Annotated in this window: 18 protein-coding genes and 4 pseudogenes; 13 read left to right on the top strand and 9 right to left on the bottom strand. The window is 31.8% G+C overall.

The window, feature by feature from the left end:
* Window positions 1-26 precede the first annotated feature (26 nt).
* From AAHN00_RS11785 to ligA, 3 genes are all read left to right on the top strand, one after another.
* The gene (locus AAHN00_RS11785) at window positions 27-1646 is read left to right on the top strand and encodes a hypothetical protein (protein ID WP_342271364.1); all 1620 of its coding nucleotides are present in this window, start codon (window positions 27-29) and stop codon (window positions 1644-1646) included.
* A gap of 267 nt (window positions 1647-1913) precedes the next feature.
* The gene (locus AAHN00_RS11780) at window positions 1914-2897 is read left to right on the top strand and encodes a polyprenyl synthetase family protein (protein WP_341747973.1); all 984 of its coding nucleotides are present in this window, start codon (window positions 1914-1916) and stop codon (window positions 2895-2897) included.
* A gap of 113 nt (window positions 2898-3010) precedes the next feature.
* Window positions 3011-5110 carry an NAD-dependent DNA ligase LigA gene (gene ligA, locus AAHN00_RS11775; RefSeq protein ID WP_342271363.1) on the top strand — a complete coding sequence of 700 codons (2100 nt, stop codon included), beginning with the start codon at window positions 3011-3013 and terminating at the stop codon, window positions 5108-5110.
* On the opposite strand, the gene fmt is transcribed toward ligA, so the two are convergent.
* Together fmt and def are read right to left on the bottom strand one after the other, a co-directional pair.
* Window positions 5099-6019: a methionyl-tRNA formyltransferase gene (fmt, locus tag AAHN00_RS11770; RefSeq protein ID WP_342271362.1), complete on the bottom strand. Its 921-nt coding sequence runs from the start codon at window positions 6017-6019 to the stop codon at window positions 5099-5101. The genes ligA and fmt overlap by 12 nt on opposite strands.
* A complete protein-coding gene (gene def / locus AAHN00_RS11765; RefSeq protein ID WP_342271361.1) occupies window positions 6010-6543 on the bottom strand; it encodes a peptide deformylase in 534 nt (177 codons plus the stop codon). Before def ends, fmt begins: the two co-directional genes overlap by 10 nt.
* 245 nt (window positions 6544-6788) lie before the next feature.
* Between def and AAHN00_RS11760 the strand changes: the two genes are divergently transcribed.
* Window positions 6789-7496, top strand: a complete 708-nt coding sequence (locus AAHN00_RS11760) for an IS6 family transposase (protein ID WP_342271360.1) — start codon at window positions 6789-6791, stop codon at window positions 7494-7496.
* 62 nt (window positions 7497-7558) lie between these two features.
* Here AAHN00_RS11760 and AAHN00_RS11755 read toward each other — a convergent pair.
* Window positions 7559-7990, bottom strand: a pseudogene (locus AAHN00_RS11755) (IS6 family transposase); the annotation flags it as partial.
* A 121-nt stretch (window positions 7991-8111) separates the two neighbouring features.
* Window positions 8112-9002: an IS982 family transposase gene (locus AAHN00_RS11750; RefSeq protein WP_342271359.1), complete on the bottom strand. Its 891-nt coding sequence runs from the start codon at window positions 9000-9002 to the stop codon at window positions 8112-8114.
* Window positions 9003-9129: 127 nt separating this feature from the next.
* On the opposite strand from AAHN00_RS11750, the gene AAHN00_RS11745 reads away from it, so the two are divergent.
* Window positions 9130-9270 (top strand): hypothetical protein, encoded by a 141-nt coding sequence (locus tag AAHN00_RS11745; RefSeq protein ID WP_342271358.1) that lies wholly within the window; start codon window positions 9130-9132, stop codon window positions 9268-9270.
* Between the two features lie 21 nt (window positions 9271-9291).
* On the opposite strand, the gene AAHN00_RS11740 is transcribed toward AAHN00_RS11745, so the two are convergent.
* Both AAHN00_RS11740 and AAHN00_RS11735 read right to left on the bottom strand, forming a co-directional pair.
* The gene (locus tag AAHN00_RS11740) at window positions 9292-10146 is read right to left on the bottom strand and encodes a cytochrome c oxidase subunit 3 (RefSeq protein ID WP_342271357.1); all 855 of its coding nucleotides are present in this window, start codon (window positions 10144-10146) and stop codon (window positions 9292-9294) included.
* A gap of 130 nt (window positions 10147-10276) precedes the next feature.
* Window positions 10277-11740 carry a patatin-like phospholipase family protein gene (locus AAHN00_RS11735; RefSeq protein WP_342271356.1) on the bottom strand — a complete coding sequence of 488 codons (1464 nt, stop codon included), beginning with the start codon at window positions 11738-11740 and terminating at the stop codon, window positions 10277-10279.
* 333 nt (window positions 11741-12073) lie between these two features.
* Between AAHN00_RS11735 and AAHN00_RS11730 the strand changes: the two genes are divergently transcribed.
* The 4 genes and pseudogenes from AAHN00_RS11730 to AAHN00_RS11715 form a co-directional block, all read left to right on the top strand.
* The gene (locus AAHN00_RS11730) at window positions 12074-13351 is read left to right on the top strand and encodes an MFS transporter (protein ID WP_342271355.1); all 1278 of its coding nucleotides are present in this window, start codon (window positions 12074-12076) and stop codon (window positions 13349-13351) included.
* Window positions 13352-13977: 626 nt separating this feature from the next.
* Window positions 13978-14868, top strand: coding sequence for an IS982 family transposase (locus AAHN00_RS11725; RefSeq protein WP_250310582.1), 891 nt, complete (start codon window positions 13978-13980; stop codon window positions 14866-14868).
* A 17-nt stretch (window positions 14869-14885) separates the two neighbouring features.
* Window positions 14886-15221 carry a hypothetical protein gene (locus AAHN00_RS11720; protein WP_342271354.1) on the top strand — a complete coding sequence of 112 codons (336 nt, stop codon included), beginning with the start codon at window positions 14886-14888 and terminating at the stop codon, window positions 15219-15221.
* Between the two features lie 38 nt (window positions 15222-15259).
* A pseudogene (locus AAHN00_RS11715) lies at window positions 15260-15802 on the top strand (IS6 family transposase); the annotation flags it as partial.
* A 27-nt stretch (window positions 15803-15829) separates the two neighbouring features.
* Here the strand turns inward: AAHN00_RS11715 and AAHN00_RS11710 are convergent.
* Window positions 15830-17091, bottom strand: a pseudogene (locus AAHN00_RS11710) (IS256 family transposase).
* A gap of 82 nt (window positions 17092-17173) precedes the next feature.
* Between AAHN00_RS11710 and AAHN00_RS11705 the strand changes: the two are divergent.
* Window positions 17174-17350 (top strand): annotated as a pseudogene (locus AAHN00_RS11705) (IS6 family transposase); the annotation flags it as partial.
* Between the two features lie 235 nt (window positions 17351-17585).
* Here AAHN00_RS11705 and AAHN00_RS11700 read toward each other — a convergent pair.
* A complete protein-coding gene (locus AAHN00_RS11700; RefSeq protein ID WP_342271353.1) occupies window positions 17586-17966 on the bottom strand; it encodes a hypothetical protein in 381 nt (126 codons plus the stop codon).
* Between the two features lie 262 nt (window positions 17967-18228).
* Between AAHN00_RS11700 and AAHN00_RS11695 the strand changes: the two genes are divergently transcribed.
* The 3 genes from AAHN00_RS11695 to AAHN00_RS11685 all read left to right on the top strand — a co-directional run bounded on the left by AAHN00_RS11695 (window position 18229) and on the right by AAHN00_RS11685 (window position 19304).
* Window positions 18229-18396: a hypothetical protein gene (locus AAHN00_RS11695; protein WP_342271352.1), complete on the top strand. Its 168-nt coding sequence runs from the start codon at window positions 18229-18231 to the stop codon at window positions 18394-18396.
* A 113-nt stretch (window positions 18397-18509) separates the two neighbouring features.
* Window positions 18510-18806: a tyrosine-type recombinase/integrase gene (locus AAHN00_RS11690; protein WP_342271351.1), complete on the top strand. Its 297-nt coding sequence runs from the start codon at window positions 18510-18512 to the stop codon at window positions 18804-18806.
* A gap of 87 nt (window positions 18807-18893) precedes the next feature.
* On the top strand, window positions 18894-19304 hold the full coding sequence (locus AAHN00_RS11685; protein ID WP_342271350.1) for a site-specific integrase: 411 nt from the start codon (window positions 18894-18896) through the stop codon (window positions 19302-19304).
* 193 nt (window positions 19305-19497) lie between these two features.
* On the opposite strand, the gene AAHN00_RS11680 is transcribed toward AAHN00_RS11685, so the two are convergent.
* Window positions 19498-19890 (bottom strand): transposase, encoded by a 393-nt coding sequence (locus AAHN00_RS11680; RefSeq protein ID WP_342272667.1) that lies wholly within the window; start codon window positions 19888-19890, stop codon window positions 19498-19500.
* Window positions 19891-20286: the final 396 nt, after the last annotated feature.

Here is a 20286-nt window from a genome sequence, read left to right as displayed (position 1 = left end):
TATCAGTTATAATTGCTGTAATCCTATTGATTTATACTATTTCATGGTTGGTAATTGTTACTTCTGTAGCTAGTAAGATTAATGGGCAATATAGTAACCGCTATATCGCTGCTAATTCGATAGATAGTGAACAAAAATATTTCATTAAATTTAATAAAGTTGTTAGCTATGGTTTTCCGTTTAAAATTGCCTTGCAAGTAATTGGTTGGCATGAAGAGGGAGAGAATAGTATAATTGAATTTAATTCCCCGATTTATATAGGTTATGATTTACTGAAACAGGCTTGCTTTGTTAGTTATTTTGGTGACGCAACAGGTCGCTATAAACCTATTGAGTTGGGATTTGGTACAAAATTCGAAAGTGGTAATTATTCTTTTATAGCCAAAATGCCTTTAAGCTTTAAATTATTTAAGATTTTTATACAAAAAAAAGATCCGTTTGAAATTATAAATTTTATAAAAAAGTTGGAATTAACATCTGAGAAAACAAAAATTTTTGATTTAGTTGACGGGCAGAAATTATATGATGAAGATCATACAATTATTTCATTTTCACTAGAAAGGAATAAATATTATACTGATCTAGAAGATTTTAAAAATAATGTGCCACAAAAATTAAATGTTACTTATTCAACAAACATCTTAGAAAGTAATATTATAAACAGAAGAATACCAGCTGGTCTTTTATTATATAGATTTGCTTGGCCGATACCTTTTAGTTTTGAAGGTAAGTTTTATATAAAAACTAATAAATCTTTATATAGTGAATTTGCTAAAGATTTGGAAATAAAAATGATATTCAGCAAGTTTTCAAGTAGTATCCAAGAATCCTTGACTACTTTATTGTATCAAAGTAAAGTAGAAGAAGGTAGCAATGATAGTCATCTTAAGGTTGAATCAAAAATTGATTTGAAGTCAGGATTTTCCGATAATATATTGAATTCTATACAGTATTTATTGTCATATATATCGCTACTCCCTAATAGTTCATCTTTAATAGAAGAATTACAGTATATTAACAGTAATAAAGATAAATTCAACTTGACTGAATTAGAGAACCATCAATATATTTTTGATTTAGATATAAATTTTTTTGCTAGAAAAAAAGATATAATGAGAGCTCAAATAAATAATCTTAGTTTGTTTTCTAATAATACCGGATTTCGCTTATCAAGCGAATGCAGGCTAGATGCATTTAGAAAATTTGATATTAAGGGACTTATTGTCTTCAATAATTATTTAAAGGCAACGGATCTTATAACCAATTATTTCTTTAACTTGGGTAGGTTTAAAACATTCTCAGAAGATAGTCGTATTGTATACAAAGAAGGTACGAGGTATTTTTTAAGAACCATATCAGATCATCCTGATTCTAACTCAGGTGACATAAGTTTTGAGTATAATTTAGATTCAAGTAATATAGAAAAAGGCAAAATAGGTTCCGTAGACTTTAATAAATTTTTGCCATTATATTATCTAGCATTATACAAAAAAGCCTCGAAAAAAATACATATTGGTGATAATGTAACAAAAAGGATACAAGAACTAGTACCTGATTTTAATGAGCATCATTCATTGTTAAAACAATTAATGATCCAGCCTTTTTTGGAGGTTGATAGTGATGTTTGGCAGGAAGTCATAAAATAACCTGAATTCGATGTAACAAGTTACATCGAATTCAGTATTATATATAGAAACAATCAGGTTTGAAGCGGCTGCCCACCTGATTGTTAAAATATAATACTCCATTCAATATGTGATTTTAATAATTAAAATCACATATTGAATGATGAAAAAAGTTAAAATGCACCCGCTTCAAGAGTGCATTTTTCCTTATAACAAAGCAAGTATCGATATAAGAATTATTAATTCTTATATCGATACTTGAGGTTAAAATAGCATTAGAGATGTAAATTGGATACTATAAAAATAATACATAAAGATTTAGCAGTAGAACTGTCTAGCTTAAATAAACTTATTCTGACCCACTTAGCTGCCAAAGAACAACTAGTTGGCGTAATAGGTAAATATTTACTAGAATTTGGTGGAAAGAGAATCCGGCCATTACTAACAATTCTAACTAGTAAAATGTTTGGTTATGTCGGTGAAGATAATATCAAACTTGCTGGAGCTGTAGAATTTATTCATGCAGCAACTTTACTTCATGACGATGTAGTAGATGAAAGTACAATGAGAAGATCCAAACCTACTGCTAATGTTGTTTGGGGAAGTAAGGCTAGTATTCTAGTTGGAGATTTTTTATTTAGTCAATCATTTCAGTTAATGGTAGATACCAAATCTGTTAAAGCTATGAAATCTTTATCAAGAGCTTCAGCAATTATATCAGAAGGTGAAGTTTCTCAGCTTGTGAAATTGAATCAGCGGAGAATTATTGACGAAACAGAATATAATGAAATAATTATGGCTAAAACTGCAGAGTTATTTGGAGTATCTTGTGAAGTAGGAGCAATTATTTCTAGTCAATCTAACGAGATCTGTGAAAGTTTACAAAATTTTGGTAGATATTTAGGAAATATTTTCCAAATTATTGATGATTTATTTGATTATTTAGGAAATAGTCATGATATTGGCAAGAATATAGGTGATGATTTTTTAGAAGGAAAAATAACTCTACCCCTAATCTTTTTATATAAGAAGCTTGATGATACCGGGCAATTAACAGTTCAGAAAATGATTAAGGCGGATAATAGATCTGAGAGTGAATTTGAGATAATACGAAGTTTGATGATACAACATGGTATTAAGCAACAAATTATCGACCATCTAGCAAACATTAAGAATGAGGCTAGTAATTTATTAGAGCAAATCCCTATACAGAATATTTATAAAGATCATTTAGCTTCTTTACTTGAGTTTACGTTAAATAGGTCTTATTAGGTTATGTTGCCAAGGTTTATGCGATAATAATAATTTACCTGAGTTCAATACAACATTACCGTACCTCATACCTAGTTACAATTAAATCTGATCCTCAAACTTTTACGATTAATATGCAAAATATTCCAACTGATATTGAACAGCTTTCTGAATTAGAGGCAAAAGATTTACTAAAACAATTGGCAAGTGAGATAGAAAAATATAATAAAGCATATCACCAAGAAGATACTCCTCTGATTTCTGATGCTGAATATGATCAATTATTTAATTTAAATCTTGAACTTGCAAAAAAATTTCCTCATCTTGTGCTGGCAAATAGTCCAACTAAACAAATTGGTAGTCTAGCTGCAGAGAAATTTTCTAAAGTAAAACATATAAATCCAATGTTTTCTCTTAGTAATGCATTTGATAATGAGGATGTATCAGAATTTATAAATAGAATAAAGAATTTCTTACGTCTTGATAGTTTTCAACCTATCTTTTGCGAACCTAAAATAGATGGTTTATCTTTTTCTGCTACCTATAAGAATGGCATACTCACCGCTGCTGCGACAAGAGGTGATGGTTTTATTGGAGAAGATATAACTGAAAATATTAAGACTATCAAGCATTTCCCTCATTCAATAGTCTTGGATACAGCAATTTTGGAAGTAAGAGGTGAGGTTTATATCAATAAACAAGATTTTCTATTATTAAATCAAGCACAAGAATTATCAAAAAAAGATAAATTTGCAAACCCGCGTAACGCGGCTGCTGGGTCGTTAAGGCAGTTAGACCCAAACGTTACAGCAAGTAGACCTCTAAGGTATTTTGTTTATGCTGTGGGAAGTAGTAGTAACAAAATAGCTGATTCTCAGGATGCTTTATTAGATAAGTTAAAAGAGCTAGGGTTTATCGTTAATAATATAGGAAAATTAGCATATTCTGAAAATGATATGAAATCTTTCTATGAATATTTGAATTTGTCTAGAGAAGAGCTGCCTTATGAAATTGATGGTATTGTCTATAAGCTAAATGATTTTGATTTGCAGCAAAGGATGGGTTTTATCGCAAGAAGCCCAAGATTTGCTATTGCTCATAAATTTCCTGCAATAGTTGGTCAAACGAAACTAATTAATATTACTCTACAAGTAGGTAGGACAGGTGTATTAACGCCTGTTGCTGAGTTAGAACCTCTTTCTATTGGGGGAGTTAGGGTATCAAGAGCTACATTACATAATTATCAGGAAATCATAAGAAAAGATATCAGGATTAATGATTATGTGTTTTTGCAGAGGGCAGGGGACGTCATACCGCAAATTACTGCGGTAGATTTTACTAGACGCTCTAGTGAATCACAAAAAATTGATATGCCAAAACTCTGTCCGTCTTGTGATTCTAATTTACATTATAATCAAGAGACAATAATAATTCGTTGTGATAATGGGTTAAATTGTCCTGCTCAGAATTACGAACGAATTTGTCATTTTACTTCTAAAAATGCTTTAGATATAGACGGTTTAGGAAAGAATCAAATAGAATTTCTATTGAAAGAGTCTTTAATAAAAAATCCAGAGGATATTTTTTATTTGCAAAATAATAATGAAAAAAGCTTAGTCAAGCTTGAAAATATGGTAGGATGGGGGCGAATTTCTGTAAAAAACTTATTCGCAAACATTGAAAAATCCAAAACCGTCCCCCTAAATAAATTCATTTATTCCTTAGGAATTAGGCATATTGGCGAACAAAATGCCAAATTACTTGCTCGAGAATTTCAGAATTATGGTAATTTTATAGAAGCTATGGAATCTTTATTAAAAGGTGATCAGCCTATGTACCAAAGGTTAAATGATCTAGAAGGAATAGGAGATAAAATTTTGCTGGATATTATAGACTTCTTTGATATTAAAGAAAATCTACAAATTATTCATCAGTTAAGTAAAATTTTAGAAATTCAAGACTATAGTGATCAAACCACCAAAACCGCATTAACTGGTAAAGTTGTAGTATTTACCGGTTCTTTACTTACTCTTTCAAGAGCAGAAGCAAAATCTCAGGCAGAGAAATTAGGAGCTAAAGTAAGTAGTAGTGTTTCGTCTGCTACTGCTGTAGTGGTGGCGGGTAGCGATGCCGGTAGTAAACTCAAAAAAGCTAAGGAGCTTGGAATTAAAATTATTGATGAAGATGAGTGGCTGGAGTTAGTATATACTAATTCTCCCACATCAATCCAATAAAGTACCTAGGGGAATTTGTACCCCACGTATAAATTCTTCAACGTTTAAAGCTTTTCTTCCTTCTTGCTGTAATTTTCTGATGATCAAAGTACCCTTACCACAAGCTATTTCTAAGATATTATTATTAACCACAGTACCAGGCTGTAATTTAACATCCAAATCATTATAATACGCTTCTAGGATCTTTATAACTTTACCTCTATATTCAAAATATATTCCAGGCCATGGATTCATACCTCGAATTCTACAATCTATTTTGTAAGCAGTCTCATACCAATTTATCTTCCCTTCTTCTTTCTTGAGTTTATGAGCATAAATTACTCCATCTTTATCTTGGACAATCCTTGGTAGGTTATCAATATTATCTAAAGTTTTAACCAATAAATCAGCCCCTATTTCTGCACATTGGTCATGCAAAACTGGTAAAGTTATTCTAGGAGAGAGTGAAAACGAATGCTGCAATATAATATCACCAGTATCCCACCCCTCATCCATCTGCATTATGCATACGGAAGTTTCAGAGTCTCCCTCTATAATAGTACGCTGCAATGGAGCAGCTCCCCTATGACGTGGTAAACTTGAGGGATGGATATTAAGACATCCATATTTCTTGGCTTGTAGGATAACTTGTGGTATCAAGAATCCATAAGCAACTACTATTATTATATCCGCATTAATTGAATTAATTAAATTGGTTATTTCTTCGGTTTTCAAGGTTTTAGGGGTATAAGTCGGAATATCATATTTTGATGCCAAGCTGTGAATAGGTGATGCTATCTCATTTAGCCCCCTTCCTTTAGATTTTGGAGATTGAGTGAATACAGCAACCACTTGGTGATCTTTACTGTTAATTAAACTCTTAAGAGTAGGTACAGCAAATTCAGGCGTACCCATGAAAATTACTTGCACAAAATATTATTTTTCAGTTTTTTTAATTTACGTAATGCTATGTCCTTTTTTATATCACTTAAATAATCAATTAGTAGTCTACCATCTAAATGATCCATTTCATGCTGAATAACCCTAGCAAGCCAACCATCAGCTTTTAATTCTTGCTGGCTATTATGATAATCTAAGAATCTTATAGTTATAGACTCAGACCTTGCTACTTCGACCCGTTGTTCCGGTAGAGATAAACAGCCTTCTATTGCCACAACTAATTCTTTAGATTTGTCTATTATCTTCGGGTCAGCGATAAATAATGGATAAAACCCAGCGGGTCTTTCTGTATCATCATTATTCTGCAAATCAACTACCAATATACGCTGAGCTATTCCAATCTGAATGGCAGCTAACCCTACACCATGATCATGATACATAGTTTCAACCATGTCATCCATTAACTTTCTTATATTATCATTGATTATCCTTACTGGCAAAGATTTTTGTTTTAATCTTGAATCTGGAGCAGTCACAATAGGTAACAGAGACATAGTACTTTAAAACCATAGATTATTTATATTTTTCTGCTTTGAAATTCGTAGGATCATTCGAATATACCAAAACATTTATATTGTACTACAAAATAACCAATGAGTCTAGTGTGAGCTATTTGCTAGCGAACGAAAAAAAGATGTGGGTAATAGTAAGCTACGCAGGGCTGACATTAGACCGGTTCTGTCGCATATGTTGGACAATAGAAAAAAGATTGATATAATGATCTAAAAAAGATGTTAAGATGTTTCGTATTACTGCAAGATTATTATCATATTTCAAAGGATTTTGTTCTTCACCAGAAATAATAATGTTATTTGTCTATATGAAATGCCGATTTTCTTTAAGTTATCGAGATTTGGAAGAAATGATGAGTATAAGGGGAGCAAAAATTGATCACTCTACATTACAAAGATGGGTTATAAAATTTGTACCATTGATAGATCAGGTGGTTAGAAAAAGAAAGAAGCCAGTTGGTAGTAGTTGGAGAATGGATGAGACTTATATTAAATTAAACGGTAAATGGGTTTATTTATATAGAGCACTAGATAGTCTTGGTAATACTGTAGACTTTCTGCTACGTAAGCATAGAGACAAGCCTGCAGCACTTGCATTTTTTCGTAAAGCCTTTAGAGAGAATAATTTTCCTGAGAAAGTAGTAATTGATAAAAGCGGTAGTAATACGCCTGCTCTTAATGATTTGAATACAGAAGTTCCTAAAGATTATAAAATTAAGGTTATTCAGACCAAATACCTGAATAATCTTGTAGAACAAGATCATAGGTTTATCAAAAAACGTACAAAGCCAATGCTTGGTTTTAAGAGTTTTCATTCTGCAGAAATGACTATTACCGGTATAGAAAATATTCGTATGATGCAAAAAAGACAAATAATTGGAGCTAATGATAATCTTTCTACTTTTGAGAATTTTGCTATGTTAATGGCATCATAATGTCCAAAACCTTAGTTTTAACAATCTTGATGTAGTATGATTTATAGATGCGACAAAACCCTACCGCTTTTATCAATTACTACTTTCTCAGGAAAATTATTCTCTCTAAAGGCTTTACGAAAAAATGCAAGTGCTGCAGGCTTGTCTCTATGCTTACGTAGCAGAAAGTCTACAGTATTACCAAGACTATCTAGTGCTCTATATAAATAAACCCATTTACCGTTTAATTTAATATAAGTCTCATCCATTCTCCAACTACTACCAACTGGCTTCTTTCTTTTTCTAACCACCTGATCTATCAATGGTACAAATTTTATAACCCATCTTTGTAATGTAGAGTGATCAATTTTTGCTCCCCTTATACTCATCATTTCTTCCAAATCTCGATAACTTAAAGAAAATCGGCATTTCATATAGACAAATAATATTATTATTTCTGGTGAAGAACAAAATCCTTTGAAATATGATAATAATCTTGCAGTAATACGAAACATCTTAACATCTTTTTTAGATCATTATATCAATCTTTTTTCTATTGTCCAACATATGCGACAGAACCCTTTGATCTTGCATCAGATTCTAATTCCGATACTTGTGAAAAATATGGAGTTTACGTCAATTCGGGATAAGGATATTGTGAACATGTAGATTAAAATCAAATTTTGTTGAAGGTTTATTTTTCTTTAATGAGTAAGCAACAAGAGTAGATAATATATGGACAAAGGCATTTATTGGTGATCTATGTCTAGTATGTTCAAGGTTCATTTTATTTTTTAGATAATCAAAAACTGTTTCAATTAAGTTACGCTTTCGAAGTAAGATTTTTTCTTTCAAATCCATTAATTTATTTTCCATATTCTTCTTAATTCCATGAATCATTTTTAAGCCTCTTTCATATAAATTTAAGAACAAATTTTGCTTAATATAACCTTTATCAGCTGCTATAATTCCAGTTAATCTTTTTGTTAACTCCGGTACTGGAACCCTATCATCTACATTGCCTTTGGTCACTTTTAATGCCATAAACTCCCCTTTATTATTGATTATTACATGTAATTTAAAACCATAAAAATACCCCATAGAGGATTTACTATGTTTGGCTAATCCTTTAAAAACTTTATTGCTATAACGCCTTTTATTGTGACAAGCTTTAATCGTTGTAGAGTCAATAAAATAAATACCTGTTTCCTCACCAAACAACAAATGAATCAACATATTTAGCAGTATGAATAATCGTGCCATTAATTCAACAAATCTATTATAACTCAAGGCTTTGGGAAAATCATCCTTATGCATGCACTCTATATAACTTTTATAGAAAAATTTAAAATTCTTAGCATAGGATGTATGAAACATAATTATTATTGTTAACATTTCACTTAGACTCATGCTACAACAGCGATTTCTTTGCTTATTTGATGGTAATAACTTTCTCTGTTCATACTCCAAATACATTTTACAAAAATCATCTATAAAACTATATAATTCTGTGATATCTTTTCTCATGCCTGTAGTTTGTTTTTTTGTTTAAAAATATAAATACTGCAGGCACTCCTTTTTGACAATCCTTTTATCTATTACTATTTCATCTATATCTTATCCCGAACTGACGTGAGTTTGGGTAGAAAAATCAATGTTTGGTAAAAAATATATGGGAGTTAATAGAGCTACTTTCTTAATAGATAAAAAAGGCAAGATAGCTTACATTTGGTCAAAAGTACAAGTAGTTGGACATGCTGAAGATGTATTAAATCAGGTACGGAAAATAATATAAAAATATCTATATTTTAACAGTCTATCTTCCAAGAACATATACAAAAGTGAACAAAAACAACCATACTACATCAACAAAATGCCAGTACCAAGCTGCAAATTCAAAACCCAAATGACCATTACCTTTCACAAAGTCACCTCGCCGCACTCTATAATAACAAACACTTAGAAATATAGTGCCAATTATTACGTGAACTCCGTGAAAACCTGTTGCTAAGTAAAAATTAGAAGGATAGATTCCATCTTTAAAACCAAAAGCTGCATGATGATATTCGTAAGCTTGCATTAAACTAAATAATACCCCAAGTATTATGGTAAAGCTAAGAGCGGTCATACAATCCTTTTGGTTATTTTCCTCAAGAGCATAATGTGCCCAAGTTACTGTTGTACCGGACAACAAAAGAATCAATGTGTTAATAAAAGGAATGTCAAAAGGATCAAATGTTTGAATACCAGCAGGAGGCCATACACCAGGCTTTACCACCCATACACCATCTAGCAGTCCTACAGGGAAAAGGTTTGCTTTAAAAAATGACCCAAAAAATACAGCAAAAAACATTATTTCTGACAAAATAAATAGTGCCATACCTATCCTTAAGCCGATTCTTACTGGCTGCGTATGATGTTTTCCAATTAATCCCTCTTTAATTACATCACTCCACCATGAATATAAACAAAAAATCACTGAAAGAATACCAGCTCCAAAAACATATTCACCAAATCTATATGCATGCATAAACATTATGCTACCGCTAGCTAAAAGCAATAAGGCAAATGAAGTCAGGATTGGCCAAGGACTCGGATCAACGAGATGAAATAGATGTTGTTTTTCTTCTAAAGAAACAACATCATTGTTTTTAATATATCTATGTAACATAACAAACTCATAAGCAATTCACTGCTTGGTTATTTTATGCTATCTTCTGTAAATATCAAGAATATACTCAACAGACGCGAATTCGGGATAAGAATTAGTTAATTCTTATCCTGAACTGGGGTAATTACAATTAATACACTTCAGGAGGAGCGTGTGAAAAATCTGAGCCTCTTCCATCACACGGTACTTCTTGAGCTAAAGCTTCTTGACCACAAGTATTATAATCATTATCAGGTATAAACATCTTACTAAAAGAGTTAAGAAGCATATTTTGAGAATTAGTTAACTCAGGTATTTCATCCATATGATTACCGTTGATGATTGAGCTAATCCGACCGGATAGAGCTTCAATTTGTGCATTATCTAATACTTGTAAGAACATTTCTAGAAGCTGAGATTCCCTAGGAGTTAAAGTACTCAAGCTTTTTTGTAAAGTTTCATATTGACTATCATTTAAATCTTTAATCAATAATTGTTGTTTATCACATTCTTTCGATATTACACGATTACTAACAGTACTGGAAGCATTATTATCTTGCTCTTCATTAGTATTATCACTCGCTACTAACGCACTAGAAACATTAGATTCGTCAATATTTGTTGCTTTTAAACTCTCTTCCATAGCTTTGGCATTCTTGACCAAATCCTTACATAGATTCTCAATAAACTCTTTATTATCTTCTATATATTTTGTACTAGCTGCTTTTAATTTAGCCATATTCTTTGGACTAGAATTATCTAATTTCGTAGATCCTTTCGGCACAGGAAGTAATAAGTTGAAAAATTGCTTTTCCGGTAGGTCTCTTTCAACTTCCTTCGTGGCAGCATCTTGAGAAGCTTTCATCATATTGTTCACTAGCCCATTAGCTAGCTGAGGTATAAGACCATCAAGGTGAGGTGGTAGTACATCTTGTTTTTCAAGAGGCGATTGAAAATTAAGGGCAACAAGCGTCATGTTATCTAACATTTCTCCTTGTTGTTCACGATTTAATCCCTCTTTAAGATATTTTATAGCTTCTGCCGCTGGGCGATTATAACCTATGCCTCCATCAATCAGAATATGCTCACCTTCCTCATCCTCAATTTTCACGCTTTTTAAATAGCTAGGAGCTGCCGTAGTAGCACGGACTACATCTTTTGCCTTAACCTTATGTTTATGACTATCAAACATCTTAATAGAACTTTCTTTGTTTAACTCAAAAGCTGTTACAAGAACATGACCCAGCAGATCATCAAATTTCATATCACCAAGATATTTGTCTAACAGTGCTTTAAGAGGTTTCTGGCTATATTTATGACTAAATATTTGACCAATTTTTCCTTGATGATACCAATGTTGTGGGAAAATATCAGCAACACTATCTTCGAATAGTTTTAAAGCTTCTTGCGCTGAGAGAAGAGGTTTTGTTGAACCTGGTTTGGGAATGCCGAATAAAACGGCAAGTAATCCACCGACGCTAGTACCAACAATAACGTCAAATAATTCGACTATATATTTCCCTGTAATTCTTTCAATTTCTGCAAGCACAACCAATTGAGCGATCCCTTTGACTCCACCTCCTGAGAGAGAGAGAACTGTCTTTGGTGTTGTCATGACAATAACTCCATAATTCTGAATTAAGTTTAATAACACAATATCATATCAGGTCATTATAGCATAATGAATGTCTCGCTCAAAAGAATCAAGTAATAGATAATATAAATTGCTAATTATTAGATAAAAATTAATTATATAGTAATAATTATGTTACTATGTAACTAAAAGTTGGCAAAATTAAAATAATCTGATAAATTAATTATATGATATAATTGGTTGTGTTGATTTTTTTAAAAGAAATGATTACAGAAAATAAAATTATTTTACACTTTATAAGTTGGTTAAGTAGTCTATAATCCGATTTAATTAAATTTGATTGATAAGATATAGATGAGCAAACCTAAGTCCGTTTTTTTATCAGCCATCTCAGGAAATATACTAGAATACTATGATTTCACAGTATACTCAGTATTTTCACTAACGATTGGTCGCACGTTTTTTCCTGGAAAGTCAGAATTTATACAAATAATATTAAGTCTTTGTGTATTCGCGGTAGGGTTTGTTACTAGACCAATAGGCGGTATATTTTTTGGCTATGTTGCAGATAAATATGGTAGGCGGATATCATTAATTATTTCTATGCTTGGTATGACTATACCAACATTCACTATGGGGTTAATCCCTTCTTATTCTAGTATAGGAATTTGTGCACCAATAATATTGATCATAATGCGTCTCTTACAAGGTCTGTGTATTAGTGGCGAAGGAGCTGGAGCGGCTATTTTCATTCTAGAGCATCATCAAAATTTACGTCCAGGTTTTATCGCTGGTTTAGTGCATGGCTCAAATATTGCTGGTACGTTGATTGCTACTATTGTAGGAATTATTATTGAGAAATATTTTCATCATCTTAATTTTGCTTGGCGTTTCGCATTTCTATTAGGTGGTTTCTTGGGGTTGGTTGGCTTTTATTTGCGTCTTCGTGTATCAGAAACCCCCATTTTTAAAATGTTAACCGAACAGAAGAAAACTTTAAAAGCCCCGTTTATCAACGTAGTCAAAACAGCTTGGAAACCAATGTTTTTAACATTTTGTGCTGGTGCATTTGCTAGTAGTCTCGTATATTTAATAAAAACCTTTAATGTGTATTACCAGGATGTCATGCATCTTGATAATACAACTTCCCTTATTTATCTATTATATACCAATTTTATAATGATGATATCTATGCCATTATTTGGTGGATTAACTGACATTATAGGAAAATTTAAAGTACTAATTTTAGTAAGTATCGCGATCTTAATACTAACCTTACCTACTCTATTCTCCATATCATTACCGTTCATGTGGCAACAAATTTTTGCTCTAACTATCTTAAGTATTCTTGGCGGGGCAATAGCTGGAACGGCCTATAGTGTCATTATAGTATTATTTTCTCCTGAACAAAAATTTTCAGGGGTATCTTTTAGTTATAATTTAGGTATTGCCATGTTTGGGGGCACTTCTATTATTATTTCGCGTTGGCTTGTTGAAGAAACAGGCTTATTTTATGCTCCCGCTTTTTATATTATGACTACCTCTAGTATATTTTTAGTTATCATGTATTTTATGAGAAATGAAATAAGACGATTAATTAAAAATAATAGCTATAAGAGAGAAATGAGCTAACTGTTAAGATTTTATGGGACTGCCCGTTATTTTCTATGTTTAACAACACTATGGGGGAATTATATATGCTAAGTTACTACGAGGGATTAAAAAAGTATATAGATCAAAAGATAGTATTACTAGAAAAAAATTGCTATTATAGATGATTTGAGAATCAACAAGAATAAACAAGCAACTACAGAGCAAACGGAACTGTTAAAGACTGGAGTTCAAATATATCCAGAAGAAATTGCTTTAACACTTTAAGCAAAATCCAATGCCCGGGCAGAACATGGCATAAATTACCAACCTGTAATAATTAAGGATCACGAGAGCTTAGACAAACTTAAAGACCTAATAAAACAAAAATCTGACTCTAAACAGCCTTTTCACTACGATCTTATCATACAAATGCCTGATCCAGAAAGAGGACACGCTCATTGTACACCTCTTCAGATACATTATAATGGTGATAATATGGAGATTTTTCACATTGATGCAGCAGGAGTTATAACAAATCTCCCTTTTATTTTACAAGTTACGTCAGTTCGGGATAAGATATAGATGAAATAGTAATAGATAAAAGGATTGTCAAAAAGGAGTGCCTGCAGTATTTATATTTTTAAACAAAAAAACAAACTACAGGCATGAAAAAAGATATCACAGAATTATATAGTTTTATAGATGATTTTTGTAAAATTTATTTGGAGTATGAACAGAGAAAGTTATTACCATCAAATAAGCAAAGAAATCGCTGTTGTAGCATGAGTCTAAGTGAAATGTTAACAATAATAATTATGTTTCATACATCCTATGCTAAGAATTTTAAATTTTTCTATAAAAGTTATATAGAGTGCATGCATAAGGATGATTTTCCCAAAGCCTTGAGTTATAATAGATTTGTTGAATTAATGGCACGATTATTCATACCGCTAAATATGTTGATTCATTTGTTGTTTGGTGAGGAAACAGGTATTTATTTTATTGACTCTACAACGATTAAAGCTTGTCACAATAAAAGGCGTTATAGCAATAAAGTTTTTAAAGGATTAGCCAAACATAGTAAATCCTCTATGGGGTATTTTTATGGTTTTAAATTACATGTAATAATCAATAATAAAGGGGAGTTTATGGCATTAAAAGTGACCAAAGGCAATGTAGATGATAGGGTTCCAGTACCGGAGTTAACAAAAAGATTAACTGGAATTATAGCAGCTGATAAAGGTTATATTAAGCAAAATTTGTTCTTAAATTTATATGAAAGAGGCTTAAAAATGATTCATGGAATTAAGAAGAATATGGAAAATAAATTAATGGATTTGAAAGAAAAAATCTTACTTCGAAAACGTAACTTAATTGAAACAGTTTTTGATTATCTAAAAAATAAAATGAACCTTGAACATACTAGACATAGATCACCAATAAATGCCTTTGTCCATATATTATCTACTCTTGTTGCTTACTCATTAAAGAAAAATAAACCTTCAACAAAATTTGATTTTAATCTACATGTTCACAATATCCTTATCCCGAATTGACGTAAGTTGCTAACACAGTGAAAATCGATAGCAAATTATATTATAATAATGCTATACAAAAAGATATTTTTAGCTGCTCTACTTTTAGTATTCAGGATTTAAATAGTATGACAAATCTCGGAGCCAAAAATCTAAACCAATCTCTAAACTCCATAGAATCTATACGAGCAAAAGAACACGGCACATGTGACATATTAAAGTTATCCCCACGCTTTGTTAAAAATGCTCAGAGCGGCAAAGCAATAAGAGAGAATCTTGCTAACGAAGCGAATAGAACAGTTATAGTTAGTAAAAACAAAACCCTTGAACAGCATATAGAAGATTATGGTTCTGTCGCATATGTTGGACAATAGAAAAAAGATTGATATAATGATCTAAAAAAGATGTTAAGATGTTTCGTATTACTGCAAGATTATTATCATATTTCAAAGGATTTTGTTCTTCACCAGAAATAATAATGTTATTTGTCTATATGAAATGCCGATTTTCTTTAAGTTATCGAGATTTGGAAGAAATGATGAGTATAAGGGGAGCAAAAATTGATCACTCTACATTACAAAGATGGGTTATAAAATTTGTACCATTGATAGATCAGGTGGTTAGAAAAAGAAAGAAGCCAGTTGGTAGTAGTTGGAGAATGGATGAGACTTATATTAAATTAAACGGTAAATGGGTTTATTTATATAGAGCACTAGATAGTCTTGGTAATACTGTAGACTTTCTGCTACGTAAGCATAGAGACAAGCCTGCAGCACTTGCATTTTTTCGTAAAGCCTTTAGAGAGAATAATTTTCCTGAGAAAGTAGTAATTGATAAAAGCGGTAGTAATACGGCTGCTCTTAATGATTTGAATACAGAAGTTCCTAAAGATTATAAAATTAAGGTTATTCAGACCAAATACCTGAATAATCTTGTAGAACAAGATCATAGGTTTAGAGTCAATCATTTAATTTGTGTAAGTTCATTTTTTATTTTCCAATAAATCATATTTAAAATCTCCACAAAGTATTTCAAATTGATTTAAAGCTAAAGACCAATCTTTAATAGGCATGGTCCATTTTTTGGCTGCATTTTGTAGGGATAAAAATATTATTTTTTGAATTGACTTATCATCTGGAAACACCCCCTTATTTTTGATAATTTTTCTAATTTGACGATTTACAGATTCTATAGTGTTAGTAGTATAAATTACCTTTCTGATCTCTTCAGGAAAGGCAAAAAACGGTATTATCCCAGACCAATTACGTTGCCAAATATCAGAAATTACCGGATATTTTTTATCCCATTTTACACCAAATTGCTGAAGTTTTAAACGTGCCATTTCGTCATTATTAGCTGTATAAATTTGTTTTAGATCTGATGTGACCTCTTTTAAATCTTTATATGACACATACTTTACTGAATTGCGAACCATATGTACAATACATAATTGTACTATAGTACTCGGGAATACACTGCTTATAGCTTCTGGAAAGCCCTTTAAACCATCCACACAAGCAACATAAATTTGTTCAATTCCTCGATTCTTTAACTCAGTAACTACTTGCATCCAAAATTTAGCACCTTCATTTTTGCCTATCCAAATGCCAAGTAACTCCTTTTTCCCTTCTATATTTACAGCAAGTGCTAAATATACTGCTTTATTTATTACTATGTGATTGTCTCTAGATTTTACATAGATACAGTCCAAGTATAATATTGGATACACCCTATCTAAACAACGATTTTGCCACCTAGTTACTTCTTCTATCACCCCATCTGTTATGGTGGATATCAAGTCACCAGATACATCAGTTTGATATATTTCTTCTAAATGCCCTCGGATCTCGCTGACTGTCATACCGCGACCATAAAGGGATATCACTTTCTCATCAAATCCATTAAATCTCCTCAGCCCTTTTGTATTAATTGAGGATTATACTCTCCTTCCCGATCTCTTGGTACTTCTACTGTCAGCTTACGACCATCCCCATCAATTACTGTCTTCTCATAGCTACCATTACGACGATTATTATCTACTTTTGGCATCTTGCTATGTTTTGAATATCCTAATTCATGATCCAACTCACTTGCTAATATTTTCTCAACTATTTGCTTCTTTAGCTGTTGAAATAAACCATCTCGACCAAATAACTCCGATGGATCTGCTTTTGATAATAATTCTTCTACTAGCTGATTACTGATGTCTAATGTATCTTTATCTGTATCTAATTTTTTAGCCATAATTCCTCCTTGCTTGCTTAAGTTACTTTTTTTACAGTAATCTCTTACTGCTTTCTTTGCAACTTACACAAACTATAGGACAGACTCTAGGTTTATCAAAAAACGTACAAAGCCAATGCTTGGTTTTAAGAGTTTTCATTCTGCAGAAATGACTATTACCGGTATAGAAAATATTCGTATGATGCAAAAAAGACAAATAATTGGAGCTAATGATAATCTTTCTACTTTTGAGAATTTTGCTATGTTAATGGCATCATAATGTCCAAAACCTTAGTTTTAACAATCTTGATGTAGTATGATTTATAGATGCGACAAAACCTCTATTATCATCTCTTTGCCTGAGTGAATATCATTTAAATGTTGCTTTAGCCTATCAATTACATGATTATGATATTCATGCATTAAACTTTGTAACGCACTAGCACTATGTGTAGAATGCTTAATTGTATTAGTTATCTGTCTAGGCTGCATTGCAGTTCTATCAATATACGATCCTAATTTATGCAACTGTTCAAATACATTGTTTTTTCATTACGATAAGCATGCTTTATAGACTTTAACAGACTACCACCATTATAATCATACTCCTTATAATCATGCTCATACTCTTTACAATTAACGCGTAAACTAGCTAGATATTTCTGCTCATTTTCTAAGGCTTTGAACGCTTGCTCCGGCGTTTTAGCTCTTTGCTTAGCTTTTACTAATTCTCCAACCTGAGCAAATGTATAATATTTATCTCTCACACTTGTCAGGATTTGCTCCATCTCCTCATAACTTTTTCCTACTAACCCTACTGCTAGCTCTTGCCTCTCAAGATTTGCTCCATACCTATTAGGCCCACCGTAACAGAACATGCGAAAAGCGAAATGCATACCTTATATCCATAATACCGATAGGCTTTTCAGAAGAAGGTATTTTTTGTATAGCCCTTCTCTAATTTAAAGCCTTATTTCTCTGTAACCCTAATAATCTTCAACGTTACATAAATTGATATCCTTATTTTATTTAGCAAAAAGCTAGCTCTAAATTTAATATTTTTCACAGCAAAAAGTAACGTTTTTATTGTGGTGATTGACACACTATGCATTTTAGCCTAGTTTGTCAATTGATTGCTAAGTATTATCTAGGTTTTATTTGATAAAAAGTAGCCACTCTAGTATTTCAGATGAAGAGATAAAAAAATATTACGATGTAGTGTGGGATACCCAAAATATAAAGCACATGATAATAGTTAACCACTCTGCACTGCAAGTGCAGAGCTTAATATTACGGCATGAATGCCTCATGTATGTACTAACTTAAAAGTTAGAAACTATTTGTGTATGGCTCATTTAGAAAGTGTCACAACACAAAAAGAATATATCTGTGAAGTGTAAGATTTTGTTAAAAAATATCTTATCTTATCTTATCTTTTCTTGATAAGATATTTAAAATTTATGTTGAAACGACGCACTGCAAGTGCGGGGTTTTTCTCCCAAAGTGGGACAATAAAAACAATGCTATATACTGGAGTTAGAGTAGGTGAGTTGGTAAAAATTAAAGCAGATGATGTCGAGCTTAATAAGTGTCAGATACGCATTAATGATGGCAAAGGTAAAAAAGACAGGATAGTACCTTTTCCAACAGGTTTTAGAGAAGTGTTAGCTCTTTATATTAAAAGTATAAAGAACAAGAAGAAAGTAGAATACTTATTTGAGTCAAATTGGAGTTAACCACTCTGCACTGCAAGTGCAGAGCTTAATATTACGGCATGAATGCCTCATGTATGTACTAACTTAAAAGTTAGAAACTATTTGTGTATGGCTCATTTAGAAAGTGTCACAACACAAAAAAATATATCTGTGAAGTGTAAGATTTTGTTAAAAAATATCCTATCTTTTCTTGATAAGATATTTAAAATTTATGTTGAAACGACGCACTGCAAGTGCGGGGTTTTTCTCCCAAAGTGGGACAATAAACCTTATTCTGAGCGTGGTATTCGGAAGATTCTAATGACTTATACTCAACAAGCCAATATGAATCATACTATAACTCCTCATAAATTAAGACATTTTCTATTTACCTGGATGAAAAAGCAAGGTATTGATGATGCTTTGATACAACCTTATTCTGGTCATGAATCTAGGCAATCTTTAGAGATATATTCTAAGCTATCGATAACTGATGCTCAAAAGACGTACAATAAGGTTATAAATGACTTTCCAATATGATAGTAGAAAACACAAAATAAAAAAGGATACTTTTAGCTATAAAAAGAGAGGGGAATTTTTAAAAGGTGACTAAGTTTAAATATTAGTTGTAAAACCAATGGATATAAGGGATTGTAGGTAATTGACAATTTTAATTAAGATACAAAATGTGTAAAAAGTAGCTACCGTCAATAGTGCATTACGATTGGGTCTATCATAAAGATTGTGTAAGTATGATGTCAGAGTTAGTCCATCTTTGATCGACATTTGCCCATTTTTGGTCATCAGTACCACAAAGTATGGCAAATTGATTCAAGGCAACTGACCAATCTTTAATTGGCATTGTCCACTTCTTTTGAGCGTTTGTCAATGCCAAAAATATTATTTTCTGAATTGATTTATCATCTGGAAATACCCCTTTATTTTTAATAATCTTCCTGATTTGCCGATTGGCTGATTCAATAGTATTAGTAGTATATATTGCCTTTCTAATCCCTTCAGGAAAGCTAAAAAGCGGGGCTATACCTGACCAAAGACGTTGCCACATGTCAGAAATTACTGGATATTTTTCGTCCCATTTTTTACTAAAGTTTTGTAGTTCTCTAATCCCTATTTGATACCTTGCTCTTATTTTTCATATTAGCCCCATGTAAGTTGTTTTAATTAATTTTATAGTCACCTTTTTGGTTAAAACCCCCAGCTTCAGCTGGGAAAGACTTCAGTCCTTGTTCTAATATTTCAATTCACTATAACTTGAATATATGATATTTTAATATACATAAGAGCTTGCTCTTATGTATATTAAAATATCATATATGACAGATTATAACAAGACTAGCCACACTGTATTTTACCATCGCTTTCATGTTGTTTGGATCACTAAATATCGCTACAAAAGTATTGCAGGGTAACTTATAAGAATTAGGATCAGAGAGACAGCACAGGCATTAGTAATATCTCTTTAGAGTAATAGCGACTTCCAGTCTAGATATCAACCCACCAG

This window comes from Candidatus Tisiphia endosymbiont of Parasteatoda lunata (assembly GCF_964030955.1).
Lineage (GTDB): Bacteria > Pseudomonadota > Alphaproteobacteria > Rickettsiales > Rickettsiaceae > Tisiphia.
Note: the sequence above shows the minus strand (reverse complement) of the source record. Positions and strands in the feature narration are given on the sequence as shown.

Excerpts from the sequence above, each read along its gene's own strand:
- AAHN00_RS11735 (WP_342271356.1), bottom strand. The coding sequence starts at position 11,740 with ATGACAACACCAAAGACAGTTCTCTCTCTCTCAGGAGGTGGAGTCAAA.
- AAHN00_RS11750 (WP_342271359.1), bottom strand. The coding sequence starts at position 9,002 with ATGAGAAAAGATATCACAGAATTATATAGTTTTATAGATGATTTTTGT.
- AAHN00_RS11740 (WP_342271357.1), bottom strand. The coding sequence starts at position 10,146 with ATGTTACATAGATATATTAAAAACAATGATGTTGTTTCTTTAGAAGAA.
- AAHN00_RS11730 (WP_342271355.1), top strand. The coding sequence starts at position 12,074 with ATGAGCAAACCTAAGTCCGTTTTTTTATCAGCCATCTCAGGAAATATA.
- AAHN00_RS11700 (WP_342271353.1), bottom strand. The coding sequence starts at position 17,966 with ATGCATTTCGCTTTTCGCATGTTCTGTTACGGTGGGCCTAATAGGTAT.
- def (WP_342271361.1), bottom strand. The coding sequence starts at position 6,543 with ATGTCTCTGTTACCTATTGTGACTGCTCCAGATTCAAGATTAAAACAA.
- AAHN00_RS11685 (WP_342271350.1), top strand. The coding sequence starts at position 18,894 with ATGGCTCATTTAGAAAGTGTCACAACACAAAAAAATATATCTGTGAAG.
- ligA (WP_342271363.1), top strand. The coding sequence starts at position 3,011 with ATGCAAAATATTCCAACTGATATTGAACAGCTTTCTGAATTAGAGGCA.
- AAHN00_RS11745 (WP_342271358.1), top strand. The coding sequence starts at position 9,130 with ATGTTTGGTAAAAAATATATGGGAGTTAATAGAGCTACTTTCTTAATA.
- AAHN00_RS11725 (WP_250310582.1), top strand. The coding sequence starts at position 13,978 with ATGAAAAAAGATATCACAGAATTATATAGTTTTATAGATGATTTTTGT.
- AAHN00_RS11760 (WP_342271360.1), top strand. The coding sequence starts at position 6,789 with ATGTTTCGTATTACTGCAAGATTATTATCATATTTCAAAGGATTTTGT.